The 23,071-nt window shown below is 70.7% G+C and carries 23 protein-coding genes; 15 read left to right on the top strand and 8 right to left on the bottom strand.

The features are described from left to right. Positions 1 to 204: 204 nt before the first annotated feature. Together rpsT and ACWEVS_RS11380 are read right to left on the bottom strand one after the other, a co-directional pair. Positions 205 to 477 (bottom strand): 30S ribosomal protein S20, encoded by a 273-nt coding sequence (gene rpsT / locus ACWEVS_RS11385; RefSeq protein WP_449916737.1) that lies wholly within the window; start codon positions 475 to 477, stop codon positions 205 to 207. A gap of 153 nt (positions 478 to 630) precedes the next feature. Then, positions 631 to 1,677, bottom strand: coding sequence for a hypothetical protein (locus ACWEVS_RS11380; protein ID WP_452551165.1), 1,047 nt, complete (start codon positions 1,675 to 1,677; stop codon positions 631 to 633). 56 nt (positions 1,678 to 1,733) lie between these two features. On the opposite strand from ACWEVS_RS11380, the gene lepA reads away from it, so the two are divergent. Both lepA and ACWEVS_RS11370 read left to right on the top strand, forming a co-directional pair. Further along, positions 1,734 to 3,563 carry a translation elongation factor 4 gene (gene lepA, locus ACWEVS_RS11375; RefSeq protein ID WP_452551163.1) on the top strand — a complete coding sequence of 610 codons (1,830 nt, stop codon included), beginning with the start codon at positions 1,734 to 1,736 and terminating at the stop codon, positions 3,561 to 3,563. Between the two features lie 512 nt (positions 3,564 to 4,075). After that, the gene (locus ACWEVS_RS11370; RefSeq protein WP_452551161.1) at positions 4,076 to 4,384 is read left to right on the top strand and encodes a hypothetical protein; all 309 of its coding nucleotides are present in this window, start codon (positions 4,076 to 4,078) and stop codon (positions 4,382 to 4,384) included. Positions 4,385 to 4,821: 437 nt separating this feature from the next. On the opposite strand, the gene ACWEVS_RS11365 is transcribed toward ACWEVS_RS11370, so the two are convergent. Next, positions 4,822 to 6,069: a glycoside hydrolase family 18 protein gene (locus tag ACWEVS_RS11365; RefSeq protein ID WP_452551159.1), complete on the bottom strand. Its 1,248-nt coding sequence runs from the start codon at positions 6,067 to 6,069 to the stop codon at positions 4,822 to 4,824. 125 nt (positions 6,070 to 6,194) lie between these two features. Between ACWEVS_RS11365 and hemW the strand changes: the two genes are divergently transcribed. Beyond that, positions 6,195 to 7,415 (top strand): radical SAM family heme chaperone HemW, encoded by a 1,221-nt coding sequence (gene hemW, locus ACWEVS_RS11360; protein WP_452551157.1) that lies wholly within the window; start codon positions 6,195 to 6,197, stop codon positions 7,413 to 7,415. 498 nt (positions 7,416 to 7,913) lie between these two features. On the opposite strand, the gene ACWEVS_RS11355 is transcribed toward hemW, so the two are convergent. Beyond that, positions 7,914 to 8,765, bottom strand: coding sequence for a DUF4870 domain-containing protein (locus tag ACWEVS_RS11355; RefSeq protein WP_452551155.1), 852 nt, complete (start codon positions 8,763 to 8,765; stop codon positions 7,914 to 7,916). Next, a complete protein-coding gene (locus ACWEVS_RS11350) occupies positions 8,762 to 9,568 on the bottom strand; it encodes a DUF3097 domain-containing protein (RefSeq protein ID WP_354906593.1) in 807 nt (268 codons plus the stop codon). Before ACWEVS_RS11350 ends, ACWEVS_RS11355 begins: the two co-directional genes overlap by 4 nt. 243 nt (positions 9,569 to 9,811) lie before the next feature. On the opposite strand from ACWEVS_RS11350, the gene hrcA reads away from it, so the two are divergent. The 3 genes from hrcA (at position 9,812) to ACWEVS_RS11335 (ending at position 12,822) form a co-directional block, all read left to right on the top strand. After that, positions 9,812 to 10,816 carry a heat-inducible transcriptional repressor HrcA gene (hrcA, locus tag ACWEVS_RS11345; RefSeq protein ID WP_449916726.1) on the top strand — a complete coding sequence of 335 codons (1,005 nt, stop codon included), beginning with the start codon at positions 9,812 to 9,814 and terminating at the stop codon, positions 10,814 to 10,816. An 11-nt stretch (positions 10,817 to 10,827) separates the two neighbouring features. Next, a complete protein-coding gene (gene dnaJ / locus ACWEVS_RS11340) occupies positions 10,828 to 11,964 on the top strand; it encodes a molecular chaperone DnaJ (protein WP_449916724.1) in 1,137 nt (378 codons plus the stop codon). Positions 11,965 to 12,090: 126 nt separating this feature from the next. Then, positions 12,091 to 12,822, top strand: coding sequence for a 16S rRNA (uracil(1498)-N(3))-methyltransferase (locus tag ACWEVS_RS11335; RefSeq protein WP_449916723.1), 732 nt, complete (start codon positions 12,091 to 12,093; stop codon positions 12,820 to 12,822). 2 nt (positions 12,823 to 12,824) lie between these two features. Here the strand turns inward: ACWEVS_RS11335 and ACWEVS_RS11330 are convergent, their stop codons facing one another. Both ACWEVS_RS11330 and ACWEVS_RS11325 read right to left on the bottom strand, forming a co-directional pair. Next, on the bottom strand, positions 12,825 to 13,445 hold the full coding sequence (locus tag ACWEVS_RS11330) for a hypothetical protein (RefSeq protein WP_449916721.1): 621 nt from the start codon (positions 13,443 to 13,445) through the stop codon (positions 12,825 to 12,827). Continuing rightward, positions 13,442 to 13,921, bottom strand: a complete 480-nt coding sequence (locus ACWEVS_RS11325; RefSeq protein ID WP_183660508.1) for a SigE family RNA polymerase sigma factor — start codon at positions 13,919 to 13,921, stop codon at positions 13,442 to 13,444. The genes ACWEVS_RS11330 and ACWEVS_RS11325 overlap by 4 nt, the downstream gene beginning before the upstream one ends. A 300-nt stretch (positions 13,922 to 14,221) precedes the next feature. Between ACWEVS_RS11325 and ACWEVS_RS11320 the strand changes: the two genes are divergently transcribed. From ACWEVS_RS11320 to era, 8 genes are all read left to right on the top strand, one after another. Then, entirely contained in the window at positions 14,222 to 14,566 is a 345-nt protein-coding gene (locus ACWEVS_RS11320; protein WP_449916719.1) for a histidine triad nucleotide-binding protein, read from the top strand. A gap of 90 nt (positions 14,567 to 14,656) precedes the next feature. Next, positions 14,657 to 15,691: a PhoH family protein gene (locus ACWEVS_RS11315; protein WP_354906587.1), complete on the top strand. Its 1,035-nt coding sequence runs from the start codon at positions 14,657 to 14,659 to the stop codon at positions 15,689 to 15,691. After that, complete coding sequence (gene ybeY / locus ACWEVS_RS11310) at positions 15,688 to 16,164, top strand: rRNA maturation RNase YbeY (protein ID WP_354906586.1); 477 nt, start codon at positions 15,688 to 15,690, stop codon at positions 16,162 to 16,164. The genes ACWEVS_RS11315 and ybeY overlap by 4 nt, the downstream gene beginning before the upstream one ends. Further along, a complete protein-coding gene (locus ACWEVS_RS11305) occupies positions 16,161 to 17,453 on the top strand; it encodes a hemolysin family protein (protein WP_449916715.1) in 1,293 nt (430 codons plus the stop codon). The genes ybeY and ACWEVS_RS11305 overlap by 4 nt, the downstream gene beginning before the upstream one ends. Before the next feature lie 463 nt (positions 17,454 to 17,916). Further along, positions 17,917 to 18,570, top strand: coding sequence for a hypothetical protein (locus ACWEVS_RS11300; protein WP_452551153.1), 654 nt, complete (start codon positions 17,917 to 17,919; stop codon positions 18,568 to 18,570). Between the two features lie 9 nt (positions 18,571 to 18,579). Further along, entirely contained in the window at positions 18,580 to 18,900 is a 321-nt protein-coding gene (locus ACWEVS_RS11295; RefSeq protein WP_354906583.1) for a cytidine deaminase, read from the top strand. 1 nt (position 18,901) lies between these two features. Next, positions 18,902 to 19,384, top strand: coding sequence for an NUDIX domain-containing protein (locus ACWEVS_RS11290; protein WP_452551151.1), 483 nt, complete (start codon positions 18,902 to 18,904; stop codon positions 19,382 to 19,384). Positions 19,385 to 19,398: 14 nt separating this feature from the next. After that, positions 19,399 to 20,301 (top strand): GTPase Era, encoded by a 903-nt coding sequence (gene era, locus ACWEVS_RS11285; protein ID WP_354906581.1) that lies wholly within the window; start codon positions 19,399 to 19,401, stop codon positions 20,299 to 20,301. 468 nt (positions 20,302 to 20,769) lie between these two features. Here the strand turns inward: era and ACWEVS_RS11280 are convergent, their stop codons facing one another. Beyond that, entirely contained in the window at positions 20,770 to 21,228 is a 459-nt protein-coding gene (locus ACWEVS_RS11280) for a hypothetical protein (RefSeq protein WP_354906580.1), read from the bottom strand. Between the two features lie 361 nt (positions 21,229 to 21,589). Here ACWEVS_RS11280 and ACWEVS_RS11275 point away from each other — a divergent pair, with 361 nt between their 5' ends. Continuing rightward, the gene (locus tag ACWEVS_RS11275) at positions 21,590 to 22,942 is read left to right on the top strand and encodes an erythromycin esterase family protein (protein ID WP_452551149.1); all 1,353 of its coding nucleotides are present in this window, start codon (positions 21,590 to 21,592) and stop codon (positions 22,940 to 22,942) included. Positions 22,943 to 23,071 lie beyond the last annotated feature (129 nt).

The raw sequence follows: 23,071 nt of genomic DNA, 5'->3' as shown, positions 1-23,071 counted from the left end.
GGATATTTCCTGGCATGGGGGACGCCGCAGGCGCACAGGCGCGGGGCCACCCGCGTGCGGCAGGCCGCAGGCGCGCGGGGCCTACGGCAGCTGCGGTCACCGGCGTGCGGCAGGCCGGGGGTATGCGGGCCCGCGGCAGGTCGCGGGCACACGAAAACGCCGCACCCCGTCATCCGGAGTGCGGCGTCGCTGGAGCGTCTGCGACTACTTGGCAGCCTGCAGCGCGGCGGCGCGCTGAGCGATCGCCGACTTGCGGTTGGCGGCCTGGTTCTTGTGGATGACGCCCTTGCTGGCGGCCTTGTCGAGCTGGCGGGCGGCGGCGCGCTGCAGCACCACGGCCTCGTCGACGTTGCCCTGCTCGGCGGCCTCGCGGAACTTGCGGATCGCCGTCTTCAGGGAAGACTTGACAGCCTTGTTGCGCAGACGAGCCTTCTCGTTCTGCTTGTTGCGCTTGATCTGGGACTTGATGTTCGCCACGAAGAAGCCTCGGTGAAGGTCAGGAATCGGATGGGGCGCGCGGGCTCGATGAGAGGGCGCGCCACACGCAGTTGAACAGGTTACCAATAATTCAGGTCGCCGCTCAAATCGACGACCTGCGCCTCACCAGCATACGGGCTGACTCCATGGACCTCACTCCTCACGGCCTCCCGGCGCGCCCACCTCGCCATTCTTTCCCGGCGAGGGCGCCGGCCGGGCCCAGTGGTCGGCGTACTCCTTCCAGTCCTGCTCCGTCGCCGCGAAGTCAACGTACAGCGCCAGCCCGAAGCCCTCCCGCCTGCCGTACGACGACAACGCCAAGCGGGCCGCCTCGCCCGCGAGTGCCACGCTCTCCGCCGCGTCGCCGTACGGCACGCCGTGGTCGTGGTAGGCGGGCGCGCCGACGAGTATCGACGTGGCGGCGGGGGTGAGGTCGAGCGCGAGACCCGCCTGCCGGACGACGTACCCGCCGTACAGCCACTGCAGCGGAAGGCCGGAGTCGTAGGTCATGATCGCCACCTGGTCCGTACGGCCGGCGACCTCCTGGTAGTAGCCCTGCGACCAGTACTTGTCGTGGCCGAGGATCGCCCGGGTCGCCGGCCGCATGAGCGGATAGGGCTCGATCTGGGGCGTCGAGACCGACAGCAGCCTGGTCAGCGGCCTGGTGCGGTCCAGCAGGTCGAGGAAGTCGGTGTCGCCGTCGCCGATCGGTTCGAAGTTGTAGTGGATGCCGTCGAACCCGAGGTCCATGATGTGCTTCGCCCCCGCCAGGACGCGGGCACGGGCGGCGGGGTCGTCGAGGTCGAGGCCGTTCTTGACGGCCTGCCCGAGCCAGGCCGAGACCCGTACGTCAGGCAGATGTTTCCGCCACCACTTCAGGAAATTTCCGGCATTGGGGTGCTTGGTGGGGTTGAGGCTGCCATCCCATTCGAAGGGGCCGGAATGAACGTAGACGTCCCTGATGCCGGTGCCGCGCAGCCGTACCGCCATCGCCTCCACGTCGCGCTCCGTGCGGCGGCCGTCGACCCACGCGTGCCCGAGCCACAGCGCATCGTTGCCCGTGCTCTTCGCCCAGGCCTCCGGTGCCCCGGTAAACTGGAGCCGAAGTGCCGTCGCCAGGAGGGCGGCGAGCGCGACCAAGACGGCCAGGGCCAGCGCCAGTACGCGCAGACCGTGGCGGATGACGGTTCGGGCAACCACCCGGGCATGTCACCATGAAAGACGCTTGACCTCAACCCTTGTCGAAACGGACTTCGGTGCGCAATCAGCCTGGCCAGACCGACCCCGCGTTGATCCGCAACTTCTGCATCATCGCGCACATCGACCATGGCAAGTCGACGCTTGCCGACCGGATGCTGCAGATCACCGGCGTGGTCGACGATCGCTCGATGCGCGCCCAGTACCTCGACAGGATGGACATCGAGCGCGAACGCGGCATCACGATCAAGTCGCAGGCCGTGCGGCTGCCGTGGAACGGCCACGTCCTCAACATGATCGACACGCCGGGCCACGTCGACTTCACCTACGAGGTCTCGCGGTCGCTGCAGGCGTGCGAGGGCGCGATCCTCCTGGTCGACGCCGCACAGGGCATCGAGGCGCAGACGCTGGCCAACCTCTACCTGGCCATGAACAACGATCTGCACATCATCCCGGTGCTCAACAAGATCGACCTGCCCGCCGCGCAGCCGGAGAAGTTCGCCGAGGAGCTCGCGGGGCTCATCGGCTGCGACCCCTCCGACGTGCTGAGGGTCTCGGGCAAGACAGGCGTCGGGGTGAAGGAGCTGCTCGACCACGTCGTGGAGACCGTTCCGGCCCCCGTGGGCGACGCCGACGCGGCGGCGCGCGCGCTGATCTTCGACTCGGTCTACGACACCTACAGGGGCGTCGTCACCTACGTCCGGGTCGTCGACGGCCACCTGGGCAAGCGCGAGCGCATCACCATGATGTCCACGCAGGCCACCCACGAGACGCTCGAGATCGGGGTGATCTCGCCCGAGCCGAAGGTGGCCGAGAAGGGGCTGGGCGTCGGCGAGGTCGGCTACCTCATCACCGGCGTGAAGGACGTGCGCCAGTCGCGCGTCGGCGACACCGTCACCTCGGCCGCGCGTGGTGCCACCGAGATGCTGGCGGGCTACGACCACCCCAGGCCGATGGTGTTCTCCGGGCTCTACCCCATCGACGGCGACGAGTATCCCGAGCTGCGCGAGGCGCTCGACAAGCTGCAGCTCAACGACGCCTCCCTGGTCTACGAGCCGGAGACCTCCGCCGCGCTCGGCTTCGGCTTCCGCGTGGGCTTCCTCGGCCTGCTGCACATGGAGATCATCCGCGAGCGGCTGGAGCGGGAGTTCGGCCTGTCGCTGATCTCCACCGCGCCGAACGTGGTCTACCGGGTCGTCATGGAGGACGGCAAGGAGATCACGGTCACCAACCCGTCGGAGTTCCCGACCGGCGGCAAGATCGCGCAGGTCTTCGAGCCGGTCACCAAGTCCACGATCCTGGCGCCCGCCGAGTTCATCGGCGCGATCATGGAGATCTGCCAGGGCAGGCGCGGCCAGCTCCAGGGCATGGACTACCTGTCGGAAGACCGCGTCGAGATCCGCTACACGCTTCCGCTCGGCGAGATCATCTTCGACTTCTTCGACCAGCTCAAGTCGCGTACCCGCGGCTACGCCTCGCTCGACTACGAGCCCGCCGGCGAGCAGGAGGCCGACCTGGTCAAGGTCGACATCTTGCTGCAGGGCGAGCCGGTCGACGCCTTCAGCGCGATCGTCCACAAGGACAAGGCGTACGGCTACGGCGTCGACATGGCCAAGAAGCTGCGCGAGCTGATCCCGCGGCAGCAGTTCGAGGTGCCGATCCAGGCGGCCATCGGCGCGCGCGTGATCGCCCGCGAGAACATCAGGGCGATCAGGAAGGACGTCCTCGCCAAGTGCTACGGCGGTGACATCTCGCGTAAGCGCAAGCTGCTGGAGAAGCAGAAGGAAGGCAAGAAGCGCATGAAGATGGTGGGCAGGGTCGAGGTGCCGCAGGAGGCCTTCGTCGCCGCGCTGTCCACCGAGTCGAGCGCGGACAAGGCCAAGAAGTAGCCACCCGAAGTCGTCACCGAGGTAGTCACCGCACCAGGGCCCGGAGCTCCCCGCTGGAGCACCGGGCCCTGTCGTGTTTCCGGAAGCAGAGGTCCGCGGTGTTTCCGGGAGCAGGGGTCTGCGGTGTTTCGGAAACAGGGCCCGCGGTGCTTCCGGAAACAGGGCCCGGTGCTTCCGGAAGCAGAGGTCCGCGGTGCTTCCGGAAACAGGGGCTCGCGGGGTGCGGGGTCGGTGACACAGGTGGGTCCCGTGTGGGTTCCGTGTTGGTCCCGTGTGGGGGTGGCCTGGTTCGTTGTCCGAGCAGTCGGTCCGGCCACCCGCCGGCTCCACGGCGCGGGGTTGATCCCGTTGCCGGCCCGAGGTCGTCGCGGGGCGGGATCGGCTGCCGGGGCGGGGCCGGCTGCCGGGGCGGGGCCGGCTGCCGGGGCGGGTGGATCGTGGCGGCCGGTTTTTGTCGGTGCGGTGCCGTAGCTTCTTCTCGGATCGAACACATGTCCGACTGTGGAGGTGGCATGGACGGCGACATCGTCGAGTCCGAGCGGTTCGTCAAGGCCGCCGTGCTGGGTGTGGCGGTGGCCGAGGAGACCCGGCGGCTGTTGCGGCTGCATTTCACGCCGAGCGAGGTGGGGTCCGACGGAAGGGTGCACGTCGAGGTGCCGTATCCCGACTCGGCGGTGGTGGAGGCGGTGCTCGACGTGGCGGCCGAGTGTTTTGCGGAGAAGGGGTCCTCGGTCGAGGAGATGCGGCAGGCCGCGCTGGACAGCCTGTTACAGCTGGCAGGGTTCGACGAGGAGTCGCCGTTGCACCGGCGGGCCTGCTGACCTCGCCTCCCCGGTTCCTACCCGGCAACGCCGTACGCCGGCGGGGCTTCTGACTCCTTCCCGGTTCCGCCCGGCAACGCCGCACGACCGTTTTCGAGGGCGCTCCTCCTTGGCGCGAGAACGCGGGAAGGGGAGAAGGAAGCCGGGTCGGGAGGCAAGGGTTCCCGTTGCACGGGAGCCGGGCCGGGAAGCGAGGGCTTCCGCCGTACGGGAGCCGGGCCGGGAAGCGAGGGCTTCCGCCGTACGGGAGCGAGGCCGTCGGGGGAAGTGCAAGAGTCGCGAGGTCGGGGTGGGGGGTGCGCTCGGGGAAGAGGTGCGGGGCCCGGTCGGTGGAAGGGCTGGTCCTGGGGAACGGGGGAGCGGGGTCGTGGGGACGGTGCGAACCCCTGCGCCGTCCCCACGAGACAGCCCCCGAAGCGCCTACCGTGTCGGCGACGTCACCGGAGCACCTGGTACAGCGCCGAGGTGAGCGAAGCCTTGGCGTCGTCCTGGTCGATGGACCACATCATCGACCCGCCCAACCCCTTGAGCCGGATGTAGGCGGCCTTCTGCGTCATCACCGCGGGATCGTCGTACGACCAGAACTCGTTGCCGTCGTACAGCCACACGGTGCCGGTGCGCAGGTCCCGGTACCGCTTGCCGGGCTTGCTCGCGAGGTCCTTGTAGTCCTCGCTGCCCGCTGCCCACTTGCCGGGCGCGGGTCCCGAGGCGGGTTGGTAGAGGCCGTCGCCGCCCGCGGTGACGCTGGTCCAGCCCTGCCCGTAGGCGGGCACGCCGACGACGATCTTCCGGGCGGGCGCACCGCGCGACAGGTAGTCCCGCACGGTCTGGTCGACGCTGTACCGCACGGGGTTCGGGTCGCGCCGGTCGGTGAGGAGGTTGCCGTTGTGCCCGGTCCGCGACTCCCACGAGCCGCGCAGGTCGTACCCCTGGACGGTGGCGAAGTCGAGCAGCCTGAACACCTTGCGCACCTCGAACCCGGCGTCGATCTTCGCCGCCGAGGCCGGCAGGAACGCGGTGAGCTCGGCGGAGCGGGAGTGCGCGGCCATCCGCGACCTGAGTTCGGCCAGGAACAGCGTGAAGTTGCGCTTGTCCTCGGGCCTGATCACGTTGCCCGGAGCGCCTTCGGAGCCCGGCCACTCCCAGTCGAGGTCGAGGCCGTCGAACACACCGGCGCCCGCGCCCGGTTCGAGGCCCGGCAGGTCGCCCTTCAGCCACATGTCGACGCAGGAGGTGGCCAGCTTGGCGCGCGACTCGGGGGTGAGGACGGCGTCGGAGAAGTAGCGGGAGCCCGTCCACCCGCCGAGAGAGAGGAGCACACGCAGCTTCGGGTGCTTGGCCTTGAGCTTGCGCAACTGGTTGAGGTTGCCGTTGAGCGCCTGGCCGGGCGCGTCGGCGACGCCGTCCACGCTCTGCTCGGCGGGGACGGGGCGCTGCCAGTCGGCCCAGGGGTCGGCCGAGACGCAGGTGCCGTCCGCGCCGACGAAGCCGAAGGCGTAGTTGATGTGGGTCAGCTTGGCGGCGGCGCCGCTGGTGTCCATGTCCTTGACGTGGAAGTTCCTGCCGTAGACGCCCCACTGGATGAAGTAGGCGACCCGCTTGAACCCGCCGCGGGCCTCGGCGGGCAGCGCCACCGCCGTGAGGCCCAGGACTAAGGAGGAAAGGACGACGAGGACTCTCTTCACAGGCGTCTCCAGTCGGTTAACTTATAGGAAACTTTCCTTTAAGTTGACCCGGATCGTAGGCCGGTGCGATCGGCGCGTCAATGGGGTGGGCCAGGGTGGTACGCGGGGCACGGCAGACTGGAAGCGTGCCATCCACCCTTCCCGACGGCGACCCCGCGCCCGCGTCAGGCGAACTGCCCGCGAGCGCGCTGAACGGCCTGGGCGAGCGCCCCTTCGGCTTCTACGTCCACGTCCCCTTCTGCGTGACGCGCTGCGGCTACTGCGACTTCAACACCTACACCGCCGCCGAACTGGGCCCGGGTGCCTCCCACCGCGACTACGCCGACACCGCCATCGAGGAGGTACGGCTGGCCCGCCGCGTCCTCGGCGACGCCGACCTGCCCGTCGAGACCGTCTTCTTCGGCGGCGGCACGCCCACCCTGCTCCCCGCGGCGGACCTGGCCAGGATCCTGCGCGCGATCGACGAGGAGTTCGGCCTGGCCGCCGGCGCCGAGGTGACGACCGAGGCCAACCCCGAGTCCGTCGACCCCGCCTACCTGGAACGGCTGCGCGAGGGCGGCTTCAACCGGGTCAGCTTCGGCATGCAGAGCGCCAGGGAGCACGTGCTGAAGGTCCTCGACCGGCACCACACCCCCGGACGGGCGGCGCAGGCCGTCCAGGAGGCGAAGCGGGCCGGGTTCGACCACGTGAACCTCGACCTGATCTACAGCACCCCTGGGGAGAGCGACGACGACTGGCGGGCCTCGCTGCGGGCGGCGATCGCGGCCGAGCCCGACCACGTGTCGGCCTACTCGCTCATCGTCGAGGAGGGCACCAGGCTGGCGGCCAGGATCAGGCGCGGCGAACTGCCGATGCCCGACGACGACGTGGCCGCCGACCGCTACGTCATCGCCGACGAGATGCTGTCGGAGGCGGGCTTCGCCTGGTACGAGGTGTCGAACTGGGCCACCTCCGACGCGGGCCGGTGCCGGCACAACCTGCTCTACTGGACCGGCGGCGACTGGTGGGCGGTCGGGCCCGGCGCGCACAGCCACGTGGGCGGCACCCGCTGGTGGAACGTCAAGCACCCGGCCGCCTACGCCCAGCGCCTGGCCGCGGGCACCTCACCGGCGCACGCGCGGGAGGTGCTCGGCGCTGACGACCGCGAGGTGGAGCGGCTGATGCTGGAGCTGCGGCTGGCCTCCGGCTATCCGCTGGCCGACGTGGCCGCGAACACCCGTACGGCCGTGGCCAGGGCGATGGGCGACGGGCTGCTGGAGACCGAGCCCTTCAAGGCGGGTCGCATGGTGCTCACCCTGCGGGGCCGGCTGCTGGCCGACGCCCTGATCCGCGACCTGACCATGTGACCCGCGCGGCGAGCCCGCGTCACACGCCTTCCGTGCCAGCGAGCTCGCGCCGCACGCCATCCGTACCGGCGGGTGACGGCCGGGTCCGCGCCGCATGCCTTCCGTGCCGGCGGGGGAGCGGCCGGGTGCGCGTCGCATGCCTTGCGTGTCGGCGGGGGGCGGCCGGGTCCACGCTGCATGCCTTCCATGCCAGCGGGGGAGCGGCCGGGTGCGCGTCGCATGCCTTCCGTGCCGGCGGGGGGCGGCCGGGTCTGCGCGGTCCGGGTCGGTCGGTCAGGTGCGGGTGGTCGAAACCGGTCTGGTGCGGGCGGTGCCGGGTGGTCGAGGTGGGTCTGGTGCGGGTGGTGCCGGGCGGTTGATGCCGGTCGGATACCGCGCGCCGGTTCGGGCCGGTTGCGACCGGCCCGTGGAGCAGGCTCGGAAGCCCGTGTGAGGACGAGAAGGCCCAACCGGACACCGACGCCTGCCCACCCGGTCGCCGAGGGGCCCGGCGCCCCGTCAGCTGACGAAGTTGATGTTGACGGGATAGCGGTACTTGTCGCCCCGGTTCGCCGCCATGGCCGCCATGATCGCGAAGATCAGCGAGGCGATCCACAGCACGAACATCATCAGGAAGCCGATCAGCAGGAACGCCAGCACGATGGAGACGATGTACCCGATGAACACGGTGATCTGGAAGTTGAGCGCCTGCGCCGACTGGTCGCGGACGTAGGGGGACTCGTCACGCTTGACCAAGTAGAGGATCAGCGGGCCGACGAAGCCGGTGAGGATGCCGAGCAGGTGGGCGAGCATCGCCATGCTGGTGTCGTCGCTGCCGGGCCGCGGGCCGAACTGGCCGGGCACGTGCGGCGGGCGCGGGTAGCCGGGAGGGCCGTATCCGGGCGAGCCGTAGCCGGGCGGCTGGCCGTAGCCCTGGGGCGCGCTGTAGGGCTGACCGTAACCCTGGGACGGGCCGTGGCCGGGCGAAGGGCCGTAACCCTGGGGCGGGCCGTAATTCTGGGCGGAGCCGTAACCCTGGGAGGGGTCGTAACCCTGGGCGGAGCCGTAACCCTGCGAGGGGTCGTGACCGCCTGAAGGGGTGCCGTGACCCTGGGGTGCGCCGTAACCGCCGGGCGGCTGGCCGTACCCACCGGAAGGCTGGCCGTAAGCGCCGGGCGGCTGGGCGTGCCCGCCGGAGGGCTGGCCATACCCGCCGGAGGGCTGGCCGTGGCCGCCCGCCTGGTCGTGACCCTGGGGAAGGCCGTGACCCTCCGAGGGCGGGCCGCCGGGCTGCGGGCCGGAGCCCGGCAGGTCGGAACGTTCGACGCGTCTGGTGGCGTCGCCGTCCGGCTGCGGATGGTTCTCGCTCATGATGTCTCCGTCACGAAGTCGATCAGCTCTTCGACCCGGCCGAGCAGTGACGGCTCGAGGTCGGCATAGGTGGACACGGCGCCGAGGATCCTGCGCCACGCGTCGGCCGGTTCGAGTCCCCAGCCCAGCGCGGCGATCACGCCCTCCTTCCACGGTAGTCCGCGCGGCACCTCCGGCCACGCGGGGATGCGCAGCACGGACGGTTTGACCGCCTGCCAGATGTCGACGAAGGGGTGCCCGACGACCAGCACGTGCGGGGAGGTGACCTGGGCGGCGATGCGGCTCTCCTTCGAGCCGGGAACCAGGTGGTCGACCAGCACGCCGAGCCTGCGCCCCGGTTCCGGCGCGAACTCGGCCACGATGGCGGGCAGGTCGTCCACGCCCTCGAGGTACTCCACGACCACGCCCTCGACCCGCAGGTCGTGACCCCAGATCTTCTCCACGAGCGCGGCGTCGTGCACGCCCTCGACGTAGATGCGGCTCTCCCGCGCGACCCTGGCCCGCAGCCCCTCGACGGCGATCGAGCCGGAGGCGCTGCGCCGGGGACCGGCGGGGGCGGCGGCGGGCCGTACCAGGGTCACGGGCCTGCCCTCCAGCAGGAACGCGGCGGGCGCCAGCGGGAACAGCCGCCGCTTGCCGAAGCGGTCCTCGAGCGTGACCGCCTCCTTGTCGCAGGCCACCACCGCGCCGCAGAACCCGCTGTCGGCGTCCTCCACGACCAGGTCGCGTTCGGCCGGCACGACCGGGATCTTCCCCTTGCCGGGGCGCCGCCAGTTCCCCGCAAGGACGTCACGCTCGTACATGGGGGGACCGTAGCAAATCGCCGTGTCGCAGCGGCGCGCGACGAGAAGGACGCCAGGGCCCCTCTTCGGGGTACCGCCAGGGGGGCGGTGGAACGTCGGTCATGGACAGTATTGTCGGCGTACGGCTTGCGGCCGGCTTGACTCCGCGTGTTATCGCACCTTGTGGGCGAGAGCCGTACACTTGGCACTCGGGAACACAGAGTGCTAGACCTGTCGTTCCTCAACAGGCAGGGAGGTGAGCACGTGCTCGATGATCGGAAGCTTGCGGTGCTCCGCGCCATTGTCGAGGACTACGTGTCCACCAACGAACCGGTGGGCTCGAAGGCGCTGGCCGAGCGCCACAACCTGAACGTCTCCCCGGCCACGGTCAGGAACGACATGGCGGCGCTGGAGGAGCAGGGCTACATCGCCCAGCCCCACACCAGCGCCGGACGGGTGCCGACGGACAAGGGCTACCGGCTCTTCGTGGACAGGCTGTCGCAGATCAAGCCGCTCTCGGCCGCCGAGCGCAGGGCGATCGAGACGTTCCTCGCCGGTGCGGTCGACCTCGACGACGTGGTCACCCGCACGGTCCGGTTGCTGGCGCAGCTGACCAGACAGGTGGCGGTGGTGCAGTACCCGACGCTGTCGCAGTCGACGGTCCGTCATCTGGAGCTGGTCCCGCTGACCGACAGGCGGGTGATGTTCGTGCTGATCACGAACACCGGCCGGGTCGAGCAGCGCGTCATCGAGCTACCCGAGCCGATCGAGGAGTCGAGGGTCGCGCACCTGCGCGCGGTGCTCAACGCGTGCCTCGACGGCTGCGGGCTCAACAAGGTGCCCGAGCAGGTCGCCGACCTGCCCGAGCGGCTGGCGGTCGAGGACCGGCCGGCGGCGGCGACGATCCTGTCGGTGCTGCTGGAGACCCTGGTCGACCGCCACGACGAGAAGATCGTCTTCGCCGGGGCGGCCAACCTGGCGGGCGCCGACTTCACCACGGGCCTGCGCGACGTGCTCGAGGCGCTGGAGGAGCAGGTCGTGCTCATGCGCCTGCTCGGCGAGACTTCCGACATGCCGACCACGCTCACCGTCAGGATCGGCTCGGAGAACCCCTACACAGGACTGCGTGGCACCTCCCTCGTCGCCACCGGGTACGGTTCCGGGGCCCGCCTCGGCGTGCTCGGTCCCACCCGGATGGACTACCCCGTGACGATGGGCGCTGTACGCGCGGTGGCCCGCTACGTCAGCCAGATCCTGGCTGCATCATAAGAGGTCGATAAGTGGCAAACGACTACTACGGCACCCTCGGGGTGCGCCGTGACGCCAGTCAGGACGAGATCAAGAAGGCGTATCGTCGGCTGGCGCGCGAGCTGCACCCCGATGTGAACCCCGATCCGGCGACCCAGGAGCGCTTCAAGGAGATCACGCAGGCCTACGAGGTCCTGTCCGATCCCAACAAGCGCCAGATGTACGACCTGGGCGCCGACCCCTTCGCGAGCGCGGGCGCGGGTGCCGGAGCCGGCGGATTCGGCGCAGGCTTCCCCTTCAGCGACATCATGGACGCCTTCTTCGGCACGGCGGGCGGCGCCCGAGGCCCCCGCTCGCGCGCCAGGAGAGGGCGCAACGCGACCATCAGGGTCGAGCTCGACCTGCGCGAGGCGGCGTTCGGCACCACCAGGGAGCTCAACGTCGACACGGCCGTGCTGTGCGAGGTGTGCTCCGGTTCGGGCGCCGCTCCAGGCACGCATCCCGACACCTGTGACATGTGTCAGGGGCGCGGTGAGATCTCCCAGGTCACCAGGTCGTTCCTGGGCCAGGTCATGACCTCGCGGCCGTGCCCCCAGTGCGGCGGCTTCGGCTCGATCATCCGCCACCCCTGCCAGGAGTGCTCGGGCGACGGCCGGGTCCGCACCCGCCGTACGATCAAGGTGCGCATCCCCGCGGGCGTCGAGGACGGCACCCACATCCAGCTGGCCGGCGAGGGCGAGGTCGGCCCCGGCGGCGGCCCTCCCGGAGACCTGTTCCTGGAGATCGTCGAGAAGCCGCACGAGATCTTCGAGCGGCGCGGCGACGACCTCCACTGCACCGTGCAGATCCCGATGACCGCTGCGGCCCTCGGCACGTCGCTGACGGTGGAGACGCTCGACGGCGCCGAGGAGATCGACGTCCGGCCGGGCACCCAGTCGGGCCAGGTCATCACCATGTACGGCAGGGGCGTCCAGCGCCTGAACGAGACGGGCCGCGGCGACCTGCTGATCCACGTCAACGTGGAGACGCCCACCCGCCTCGACCAGGCGCAGGAGGACCTGCTGCGCGAGCTGTCCAAGCTGCGCGGTGAGGAGCGTCCGCCGGGCAAGTTCGCCCCCGGCCAGCAGGGGTTCTTCTCCCGGCTGAGAGACGCCTTCAACGGCCGTTAGTCCACCGTCCGGTACGGCAGGCCGGCTCGGCCCCACCGCGGTCACGCGGCCGGGGCCCGTCCATCACGCTGCTCCAGCGGGACTCCGGCCGGCCGCCGTAACGTCGCCCGCCCAGGGGAGGCTCCTGTGACCGTGCCCGTGTTCCTCGCCGACGCGGCCGATCTCGGCCGCGCGCAGTTCGTTCTCGGCGGCCCCGAAGGGCGGCACGCGGCAGCCGTGCGGCGTATCCGGGCGGGCGAGCGGATCGACCTGACCGACGGGGCGGGCGCGGTCGCCGAGTGTGTGGCCGTCGAGGTGCTCAAGGACGGCCTGCGGGTGGAGGTCCTGCGCCGTTTCGAGGTTCCCGCGCCGTCGCCGCGGCTGGTCGTGGTGCAGGGGCTGCCGAAGGGCGACAGGGGCGAGTTGGCGGTGGAGATGATGACCGAGGCGGGCGTCGACGTGATAGTCCCCTGGTCGGCGGCGCGCAGCGTCACGCAGTGGAAGGGCGAGCGGGCGGCCAAGTCGCTGGCGAAGTGGCAGGCGACGGCCAGGGAGGCGGGCAAGCAGGCCCGCAGGTTCCACGCCGCCCAGGTGACGCCGCAGCACTCGACGGCCCAGGTGGCCGAGCTGCTGGCCGGGGCCGCGCTGGCGCTGGTGCTGCACGAGGAGGCGGAGGAGGGGCTGGCGAGCGTCGAACTGCCGGTGGCCGGCGACATCGTGCTCGTGGTGGGGCCCGAGGGCGGGATCTCAGAGGACGAGCTCGACAGGTTCACGGCGGCGAAGGCCGTGCCGGTGCTGCTCGGGCCGACGGTGCTGCGCACCTCCACGGCGGGGGTCGCGGCGGCCGCCGTCGTGCAGGCGCGTACGGGGCGCTGGTGATGCTAGGGGCTGGACAGCGGGGTGGCGATCTCGCTCGGTGAGGGCGCGGGGTCCTCGGGCGAGCACTGCTCGGCGCTGCAGTCGGGGTTGTCGGGGTTCTGGGTCGTCTCTGACGGCGTGGCCGACGGGGTCGGCGTCGGGGTGGCGTCGAGACACTCCTCCGCACGCGGCTGCGCGCTTTCCTTGGCGCACGGCGTCGGGGTGGGGGTCGGCGTCGGGGTCTTCTTGACCGGGGCGTGCGTCTCGGAGGTCTCGGTGGCCGGTGAGTGGGTCACGGGAGGCGGCGGGACGGCGGGCTGGGTGCGCCGCGTCGGCGGCAGCTTGGCCGGCGGGCGGGTGGTCGAGGAGTTGTCGGGGGGCAGCTCGGTGCCGTTGTCGACGGGGACCGCGGGGACGATCACCATGTTGCGGAGGTCGGGGACGACCATCACGATCGTCCCCGCCACGAGAACCGCGCCCGCCGCCGCGGCGCCCGCCCGCCACCAGAACAGTCCCCGCAGCCCGCGCCTTTCGATGCGGGCGCGGATGATCTCCAAGCCCTCGGGAGACGGCACGACCGCGTCCGCCTCCGCGCGCAGCACCCGGCGCAGGATCTCGCCGTGCTCGTCGGGTGGCAGGGTCATGACATCTTCTCCAGAACGGAACGCAGGGCCGCCATGCCGCGAGCCGTGTGGCTCTTGACGGCGCCCTTGCTGATGCCCATGGCATGGGCGATCTCGGCCTCGGACAGGTCACCGTAATAACGAAGAACGAGCGCCTCTCTCTGTCGCGCGGGCAGGGCCCGCAGTGCCTCGATGACGGCCGAGCGTTCAAGCTCGCCGATCGCGCCGTTCTCGGCGCTCGGGGCGTCGGGCAGGCCTTTGGGAGCGTACTTTTCGACGACCGCGCGGTGACGCAGCACGGAACGGGACCGGTTGACGACAGACTGACGTAGGTAGGCGAGTGCTTTGTCGGGGTCGCGAAGTCTGCGCCAGGCGCCATGGATGGCGACGAACGCGTCCTGCACGACTTCCTCCGCGGTTGCTATGTCGCGTACCAGCAACACAGCGAGACGCACCAATGACCGAAAGTGGGCGCTGTAGAGCGCGGTCACGGCCATGTCGGCATCCCACCCGACCGGCACCGCCCCTAACGACCTGTCGGCCAGAAGGGTTTCGGTGGTCACATCAGTGGGACGCTCAGCCTTCCCGGGGGGTTTACGCTCTTGCGGTTCCTTAGGGGGCATGACCCAGTCGTGTCCTCGCCAGGTGGCCTCGCCCGACCCTGAATCGTCTTAGTTTTCGGTGGATTGTCGCACACACACCCTAACCGCGGGGATCTTTGTACGCACGGTATGACGGATTACCGATTGGCAACAGCGGGTCCCCTCCTTTCTCTCGAGTGACGATAGGGTTCCACCGTGACCGACTGTCTCTTCTGCAAGATCGTGGCGAAGGAGATTCCTGCCGAGATCGTTTACGAGACCGACAGGACGCTGGCCTTTCGCGACATCAATCCGCAGGCGCCCATGCATGTGCTGGTGATCCCCAAGGTTCACCACGCCGACGCCGCCGCGCTGGCCCAGGCCGACGACGGCCTGGCCGACGACGTGCTCAAGAGCGCGCACGCCGTGGCGACGCAGGAGGGTGTGGCCGAGGGCGGCTATCGCGTGGTCTTCAACACCGGACCGGGCGCGGGCCAGACCGTTTTCCACGTGCACGCGCACGTTCTGGGCGGGCGCGCGCTGTCCTGGCCGCCCGGCTGATATTGACGCGAGCCGGGTGGGGGTGCCCGGCTACCATGAAGTGAGAACACCCTACCGAGACCGGGAGGCATCAGGCCGACAGGCCTGCCCATGTCTGAGCTAAACGAATCCCGTAGAACAGCACCACCCTCGCGCACTCAGGCAAAGGTGCTGATTCCGGACGAATATCCGATGGTCACCCTCCTTGGCTCCCGCGACGAGTTGCTGCGCGTCATCGAGGGCGCGTTCCGCGCCGACATCCACGTGCGCGGCAACGAGATCACCGTCACCGGCAGCCCCGACGAGAGCGGCGCCGTCGTGCGCCTGTTCGAGGAGCTGGTCGAGGTGCTGCGCAGCGGCGGCGAGCTGACCGCCGACGCCGTCGAGCGCAGCATCGCCATGCTGAAGATGACCTCCGAGCGCCCCGCCGAGGTGTTGTCCCTCGACATCCTCTCCTCGCGCGGGCGCACCATCCGGCCCAAGACCGTCAACCAGAAGCGCTACGTCGACGCGATCGACAAGCACACGGTCGTGTTCGGCATCGGCCCCGCCGGCACCGGCAAGACCTATCTCGCCATGGCGAAGGCCGTACGCGCGCTCCAGGAGAAGAAGGTCAACCGGATCATCCTGACCAGGCCCGCCGTCGAGGCGGGGGAGCGGCTCGGCTTCCTGCCCGGCACGCTCTACGAGAAGATCGACCCCTACCTGCGCCCGCTCTACGACGCGCTGCACGACATGGTCGACCCCGAGTCCATCCCCAAGCTGATGGCCGCGGGCACGATCGAGGTCGCGCCGCTGGCGTACATGCGCGGTCGCACGCTCAACGACGCCTTCATCATCCTCGACGAGGCGCAGAACTCCTCGGCCGAGCAGATGAAGATGTTCCTCACGCGACTGGGCTTCAACTCCAAGATCGTCGTGACCGGTGACGTCACCCAGGTCGACCTGCCCACCGGCACGGTCAGCGGTCTGCGCGTGGTGCAGGAGATCCTCGACGGCATCCCCGACATCCACTTCGCGCGGCTGAGCAGCTCCGACGTGGTGCGCCACAAGCTGGTCAGCGACATCGTCGACGCCTACGGGCGCTACGACGCGCTCCAGGAGCCGAAGCAGATCCACCAGCAGCGACGAGGGAAGCGACCGTGAGCATCGAGGTCAACAACGAGTCCGGCGTCGAGGTCGACGAGCAGGGTTTCGCCGCCCTCGCCGGGCACGTGCTGCAGGAGATGGGCGTCAACCCCCTCGCCGAGCTGTCGATCCTCGTGGTCGACGAGGGGGTCATGGCAGAGCTGCACGAGAAGTGGATGGGCGAGCCCGGCCCCACCGACGTGCTGTCCTTCCCGATGGACGAGCTGCGCCCCGGCGGCGGGGCGCGGGGCGACGCCGACAACGGCCCCGATCCCGCGCTCCTCGGCGACGTGGTGCTGTGCCCGCACGTGGCGGCCAAGCAGGCCACCACCGCCGGCCACAGCACGGCCGACGAGCTCGACCTGCTGCTCACCCACGGCATCCTTCACCTGCTCGGCTACGACCACGCCGAACCGGAGGAGCACAAGGAGATGTTCGGCCTGCAGGCCCAGCTCCTGGAGTCGTGGCGGGAGGTGCGCACCCAGCGGTGAACGCGTGGCTGCTGTCGGCCGTCGGTCTCGTGGTGATCGGAGGTCTGATCGCCAGTGCCGAAACGGCCTTGTCCCGCATTTCCCGGGTGCGCGCCGAGGAGTTCGTGCGTGAGGGTCGGAGAGGAGCCGAGCGGCTGCAGGCCATCGTCGCCGACCCGCCCCGCTACCTCAACCTCCTGCTGCTGCTCCGGCTGAGCTGTGAGCTGGTCGCCACGGTGATCGCCACGTTGCTGTTCATCGATCTGCTCGGCGACCAGGGGTGGGCCTATGCCGCCGCGGCCGCCGTCATGATCGTGGTCAGCTACGTCATCGTCGGCGTCTCCCCGCGCACCCTCGGCCGCCAGCACGCCGAACCGATCGCGCTGGCCGCCGCCCCCCTCGTCTACGGCCTGACCAGGATCTTCGGGCCGCTGCCCAAGCTGCTGATCCTGCTGGGCAACGCGCTGACCCCCGGCAAGGGCTTCCGCGACGGGCCGTTCACCTCGGAGGCCGAGCTGCGCGACCTGGTCGACCTGGCCGAGGAGCGCAGGGTGATCGAACCGGACGAGCGCGAGATGATCCACTCGGTGTTCGAGCTCGGCGACACCCTGGTGCGCGAGGTCATGGTGCCCCGTACCGACATGGTCTTCATCGAGCGCGGCAAGACGCTCAACCAGGCGCTCTCGCTCGCGCTGCGCAGCGGCTTCTCCCGGGTGCCGGTGGTCGGCGAGAACGAGGACGACGTCATCGGCATCGCCTACCTCAAGGACATCGCGCGGCGGGTGCAGGAGTCGTCCGGCGACGCGGGCGCGAAGGTCGAGTCGATCATGCGTCCGGCCACGTACGTGCCCGAGAGCAAGCCGATCGACCAGCTCCTGCGCGAGATGCAGGCGCGCCAGATCCACCTGGCCATCGTCATCGACGAGTACGGCGGCACCGCCGGGCTCGTCACCATCGAGGACATCCTCGAGGAGATCGTCGGCGAGATCACCGACGAGTACGACCAGGAGGCGCCCCGCGTCGAGGCGCAGCCCGACGGGGGCCTGCGGGTGACCGCGCGGATGCCGGTCGACGAGCTGGCCGAGCTGTTCCACGCCGAGATCGACGTCGACGACGTCGAGACGGTGGGCGGGCTGCTGGCGCACGCGCTGGGACGGGTGCCGATCGCGGGGTCGCAGGCGGTGGTGGCCGGGCTGCGGCTGACCGCCGAGAGCCTGGCGGGGCGGCGCAACCGGATCAGCACGGTGGTCGTCCGGCGGGTGGCGCCGCCCGAGGACGAGGCCGTCGTCGCGGCCGCCGAACACGACTGACACACCGCGCGGACCCGGCGCTTGACACACAGCGCGGACCAGGCGCTCGACCGACACACTGCGCGGACCCCGGCGCAAGGCCGCGCTGAGCGTCGAGTCCGTACAAGACATCAGAGGGTTCGCCAAGGCCGCAAGTGTTCTACAAGCATCTTGCAAGGCCCTCCGAGCACGATGTTTCTCGACACCCTGTGCGGTGGGTGTCGGAGGGAGTCACCGAGGCGCCGGAAGGGGTTCGCGGCGCGGAGGGGGCTCCGGGGGGAACGCGACGCCCGGCTTGCTAGCCGCGGCCAGGCGTTGCACTTCGTCAAGGGTGCTCTCGCCCGGGTTGAACCGGGCGAGAGCACCCTTACAGGTTTTCCAGGGTCTTTTCAACACAGGTAATGAAGTTGGCGACTCCGGTGGATTGCCGTTTTCGTCGACGGGGGAGATATGCCGTCGGCGTGAGCGATCATCGGGGGAGATCATGGCGCTGATCATGAGGGCGGCACTCGCCGCCATGGCCTGCGGGCTGCTGGTCACCAGTCTGGCCGGGTGCGCCGAACGGCGTCCCTACGCCGAGTCGGCGGCCACAGAGGAGAGCGCCCGGCTGCGGGGCATCCTGCGCGGCCAGCCTGTCCTGCCCGACGGGTTCTCCCCCAAGGCGGGCGCGGCGTGGCGCTCGCCGTTCCTCAAGACGGGCGCCCAGTGCGCGGCCGCGTTCCAGACCGCGGCGGGACGCCCGCCCGCGCGGGCGCTGGAGGCGCACGCGGCGGCCAGCTACCAGGGCGACGTGCTCGGCGAACTGGCCGCGGTCGGGGTGGCCGTCTACGGCGGCGCCCAGGCCGCGTGGCACCTGGACGAGCTCGGCCGGACCCTCGACCGCTGCCCCCGGATGGAGGTGACCGAGCCGGGACGGGCCACCCGGCTGCGGCTGTCCCCGCTCACCCTTCCGCCGCTGGGCGACGAGGCGGTCGGCAGGCAGCTGCGCGGACGGCTGAACGGCTACCCCTACGCCCTCGACGTGGTGTTCGTCCGCCTGGGCGACAGGCTGCTGTCGCTCGTCCACACCGGCCTGGGCACCGTTGACCTTCAGCGGACCGAACAGCTCGCCAAGACGTTCGCCGAGCTGGCTCGCTAACCTTGGCTCGTGACTCTCGATGCCGAAGACTCCAAGATCATCACGCTGGCCCGCGCGACCAGGGCGCGCAACGCGGCGCGGGAGGGCGCGGCGGTGCGCGACGAGACAGGCCGCACCTACGCCGCGACCAACGTCGCCCTCGCCTCGCTGACGCTGTCGGCCGTGCAGGTGGCCGTGGCCATGGCGGTCTCCGGCGGCGCCCGGTCGCTCGAGGCGGCGGCACTGGTCACGGAGGCCGAGAGCGCGAGCGAGAACGACGAGGCGGTGGTCCGCGAGCTGGGCGCCAAGGCGCTGTTCGTGGCGGGCCCCGACGGCACGCTCAGGGCCTGACATGGCCATGTCGCCGTTCCTCGCCGACCTGCGCCGGCAGGTCGGCAACAGCCTGCTGATGCTGCCCGCGGCCACCGGCTGCGTCTTCGACGACGAAGGACGGCTGCTGGTGGCCCGCCACACCGGCGAGCAGGGCAGCTGGGCGCCGCCGGGCGGCGGCATCGACCCCGACGAGCGTCCCGAGCACACCGTGGTGCGCGAGCTGCGCGAGGAACTCGCCGTCGACATCGAGGTGCGGGGGCTGATCGGGGTGTTCGGCGGGCCCGAGTTCCGCACCACCTACCCCAACGGCCACCAGGTCGCCTACGTCAACGCCGTCTACGGCTGCGCGATCGTCGGCGGCACGATCACGCCCGACGGCGACGAGATCACCGACGCCCGCTTCGCCGCCGAGAGCGAGCTCACGAGCCTGCCGATGCCCGCCTGGGCGCCGCGGGTCCTGCCCCAGGCTTTCGCCTGGTGGCGAGAGCGCTGGTCGGCATAGGCGAGAATTCATAGGTGACCAGTAACCATCGCGCCGGGTTCGCCTGCTTCGTCGGCCGCCCCAACGTCGGCAAGTCCACGCTGATGAACGCGCTGGTCGGCACCAAAGTGGCGATCACCTCCTCCAAGCCGCAGACGACCAGGCGCGTCATCAGGGGCATCGTGCACCGCCCCGACGCCCAGCTGATCATCGTCGACACGCCGGGCCTGCACCGCCCGCGCACGCTGCTCGGCGAGCGGCTCGACAGCCTGGTGCTGTCCACCCTGACCGAGGTCGACGTCATCGGCTTCTGCGTGCCCGCCAACGAGCCGATCGGCAAGGGCGACCGCTTCATCGCCGAGAAGCTGGGCGCGGTCAAGCGCACACCCGTCGTCGCCGTGGTCACCAAGTGCGACCTGGCGTCCAGGGAGCAGATCGCCGAACAACTGCTGGCCGTGTCCCAGCTGGCCGAGTTCGCGCACGTCGTGCCGGTGTCGGCCAACCGCGGTGACAACCTCGACGCGCTGGCCGACGTGCTCATCTCCGAGCTGCCCGAGTCGCCGCCGCTGTATGAGGGCGGGCAACTCACCGACGAGCCCGAGCAGGTGCTGGTGGGCGAGCTGATCAGGGAGGCGGCGCTCGAAGGGGTGCGCGACGAGCTGCCCCACTCGATCGCGGTCGTGGTCGACGAGATGCTGCCCCGAGAGGGGCGCGACGACCTGCTCGACATCTACGCGCACATGTTCGTCGAACGTCCGTCGCAGAAGGCGATCGTCATCGGGCACAAGGGCGAGCGGCTGCGCGAGGTCGGCACCAAGGCCCGCAAGCAGATCGAGGCGCTGCTCGGCACCCGCGTCTACCTCGACCTGCGCATCAGCGTCGCCAAGGACTGGCAGCGCGACCCGAAACAACTGCGCCGCCTGGGCTTCTACGACTGATCCCCGCGCCTCCACCCGGACCGTCCCGTGCGGGCATCCGGGGCACAGACCGAAAGCCGTGCGGGCCGATCGTTCCGCCGCCGTCCGTGGGCCGTCCGGTTCGGGGGTCATTCGTTTACGGCAAGCCGGCTCCAGCGCCTCCGTTCGCGCGGGGTGCCGTCTGTCACGGGCGCTCACCGGGCAGGACTCCGGTTCCCGCCGTCACGGCGCCCCGTCGGGCTCCTGGGTGGCGAACCCCGGCGTGCCGTTTCCCTGCCGGGCGGACGTTGCGCGGCTGCGCCGAAGTCCTGCTGGAGTACGCGTGATGGACGGGCGGTCAGCGGTGACCACGGGGGGCTTGACCCGGCTTGCCGTACGGGATGGGGGTCGGGTCGGTCAGCGTGAGTGACGGCGCGGATCGGGTTGGTCATCGCGGGCGAGGCGGGGGGACGGGTCGGTCAGCGTGGGTGAGGGCGGGGAGCGGGTCGGTCAGCGCTGGCGAGGGCGGGGGAGGGCGAGGAGGGCGAGCGCGGTGACGGCGAGCGCGGCGGCCAGCGCGGCGTACCAGCCCGGCCGCAGGCCCGGCTCGATCGACAGCACCCCGAGATCCACCGACACCCGGTCGCCGATGCCGCGCGGGTCGGCCACGTACACCACCAGCAGCACGGCCGCGGCCGTCCCCGGCAGCGCGGCGAGCGCCGTCAGCAGGCGGCCGCGCAGCAGGCCCGCCAGCCCGAACGCGGCGGCGGCCAGGCCCGCGACCAGCGTGTAGACGCCGAACGGGTCGTCGACGCCGCGCATCTCCTGGCTGATGCCGGCCCCCAGCACGTCCAGTCTGGCGTCGATGCCCGCCCACGGGAGCAGCGCTGACAGGGCGAGGAGCAGCCCCGCGAGGACGACGGCGGCGGCGACGCCGCGCTTGCTGGGGCGTGCGAGAGTGTCGGCCACGCCCTCACGATACGCCGCGACGCCCGCGAGGCCGATGCTGTCAACGCCATGGCCGCCCATGACCCCGCGACTCCTGCCCTGCCCGCGCCCGCCGTCCCGAGGGCGACGTCCTACCGATCGTTCCGGGTGCGGTTGGGCCGGTCGCGCGATGAGGTCAGCACAGCCGCCGGGCCGGCTCGTGGCGGCCTCCGGGTAGTGCCGGCCCCACCCTGACGCGCCTGCTCGCCGTACCGCGAAGATGCTGGTCAGCGTCATGGGGGGCGCGATCGCGCGGCCATACTCTCGTCGGCGTATCGATTTCACCGTGAGGCCTGATCGGTCTCACGTGGCAGGACGCTAGGTAAACGGTAAGGGGTAAGGCATGGCCAGGGACCGAAGGCGCATCGGCCGGTGGGGGTTGCGGGCGACGGCGGTGATCGCGATGGGAGCGGTCCTCGCCCCCGTGGCGGCCCAGGCGGCCTCGGCCGGCACGACCGGCGGGCAGCAGGACCCGGTCCGCGCGCTGGAGCGGGCGGCGCACCCGCTGCGCTCGACCGAGCCGGGGAGCAAGACGGCCGACCTGCGAGCGCTGGGAGCGATGATCGGCGACGCCAAGGTGGTCGGCCTCGGCGAGGCGACCCACGGTTCGCACGAGTTCTTCGCCATGAAGGAGCGGGTCTTCCGCTACCTCGTCGAGGAGAAGGGCTTCACCACCTTCGCCCTGGAACTGGGCTGGTCCTCGGGACTTCAGATCGACGACTACCTCCAGACCGGCAAGGGCGACGCACGCGAGATCGCGACAGCGGCGCTGGCCAACTCGCCGTGGGACAGGGAGGAGTTCGTGAGCCTCATCGAGTGGATGCGGGACCACAACCGCCGCCACCCCGGCCGCACGGTCCACTTCATCGGCAACGACATCGGCGCCCCCACACTGAGCGACGACTTCTTCGAGCGCGTGACCGGCTACGTGCGGCGGACCCACCCGGAGTCGCTGCCGCACGTCACGGACCTCTACGCCGGTCTGCGCCCGATCGACGACGTGTTCGCCTACCTCGGCAAGCCGCTCGCGGAACGGCAGCGGCTCGCCGCCAAGGCACGGCAGGCCCTGAACCTGGTCAGCAGTCTGAAGGGCACGGACGAGGACGAGTTCGAGCTCACGGTCCAGAACGCCCGGTCCATCTCCCAGACGGCCACGTTCCTCGCCTTCGACCTCACCGACAAGGCCTGGCTTCCCGTCGCGCAGCGCTACCGCGACCAGGTGATGGCCGACAACACCGCCTGGTGGCAGCGGCGCACCGGCGACAAGATGCTGCTGTCGGCGCAGAACGACCACGTCGGCTACGTGGCCGGCCAGCCCGCGCTGTATCCCAAGACGCAAGGGTCGTTCCTGCGGGACACGCTGGGCCAGAAGTACCTTCCCATCGGGTTCACCTTCGACCGGGGCTCCTTCCTGTCGAAGGACGCCGCTCTCGGCGGCGACTGGAAGAAGTTCACGGTGGGCGCGGCCGGGCCCGGCACGAACGAGTACACCCTCGACAAGGTCCGTCACCGGGACTACTACCTCGACATCCGCACCGCCCCGGCCGCGGCGCGCACCTGGCTGGAGGTCGTCCGCCCCACGCGCAACATCGGCACGCAGTACCCCTACCCGCTCGCCGACCTCGCGCTCGCCCGCTCCTTCGACGTCCTGATCCACCTCCACGACGTACGGGAGGCCGACCAACGGAAGCCGTGACGGCCCGGGAGGTATGACGGCCCCGGGCCGTGACGGCCCGGGGCGTGTGACGACGGTCCGGGGCGCGTGGCGGTCCGGGACGTGTGAGGGCCCAGGGTCGGCGGCGATGCCGGGCCCTGGGCCGTCACG

It is taken from the genome of Nonomuraea sp. NPDC003754 (assembly GCF_053605785.1).
This window is presented reverse-complemented; position numbering and strand designations above follow the sequence as displayed.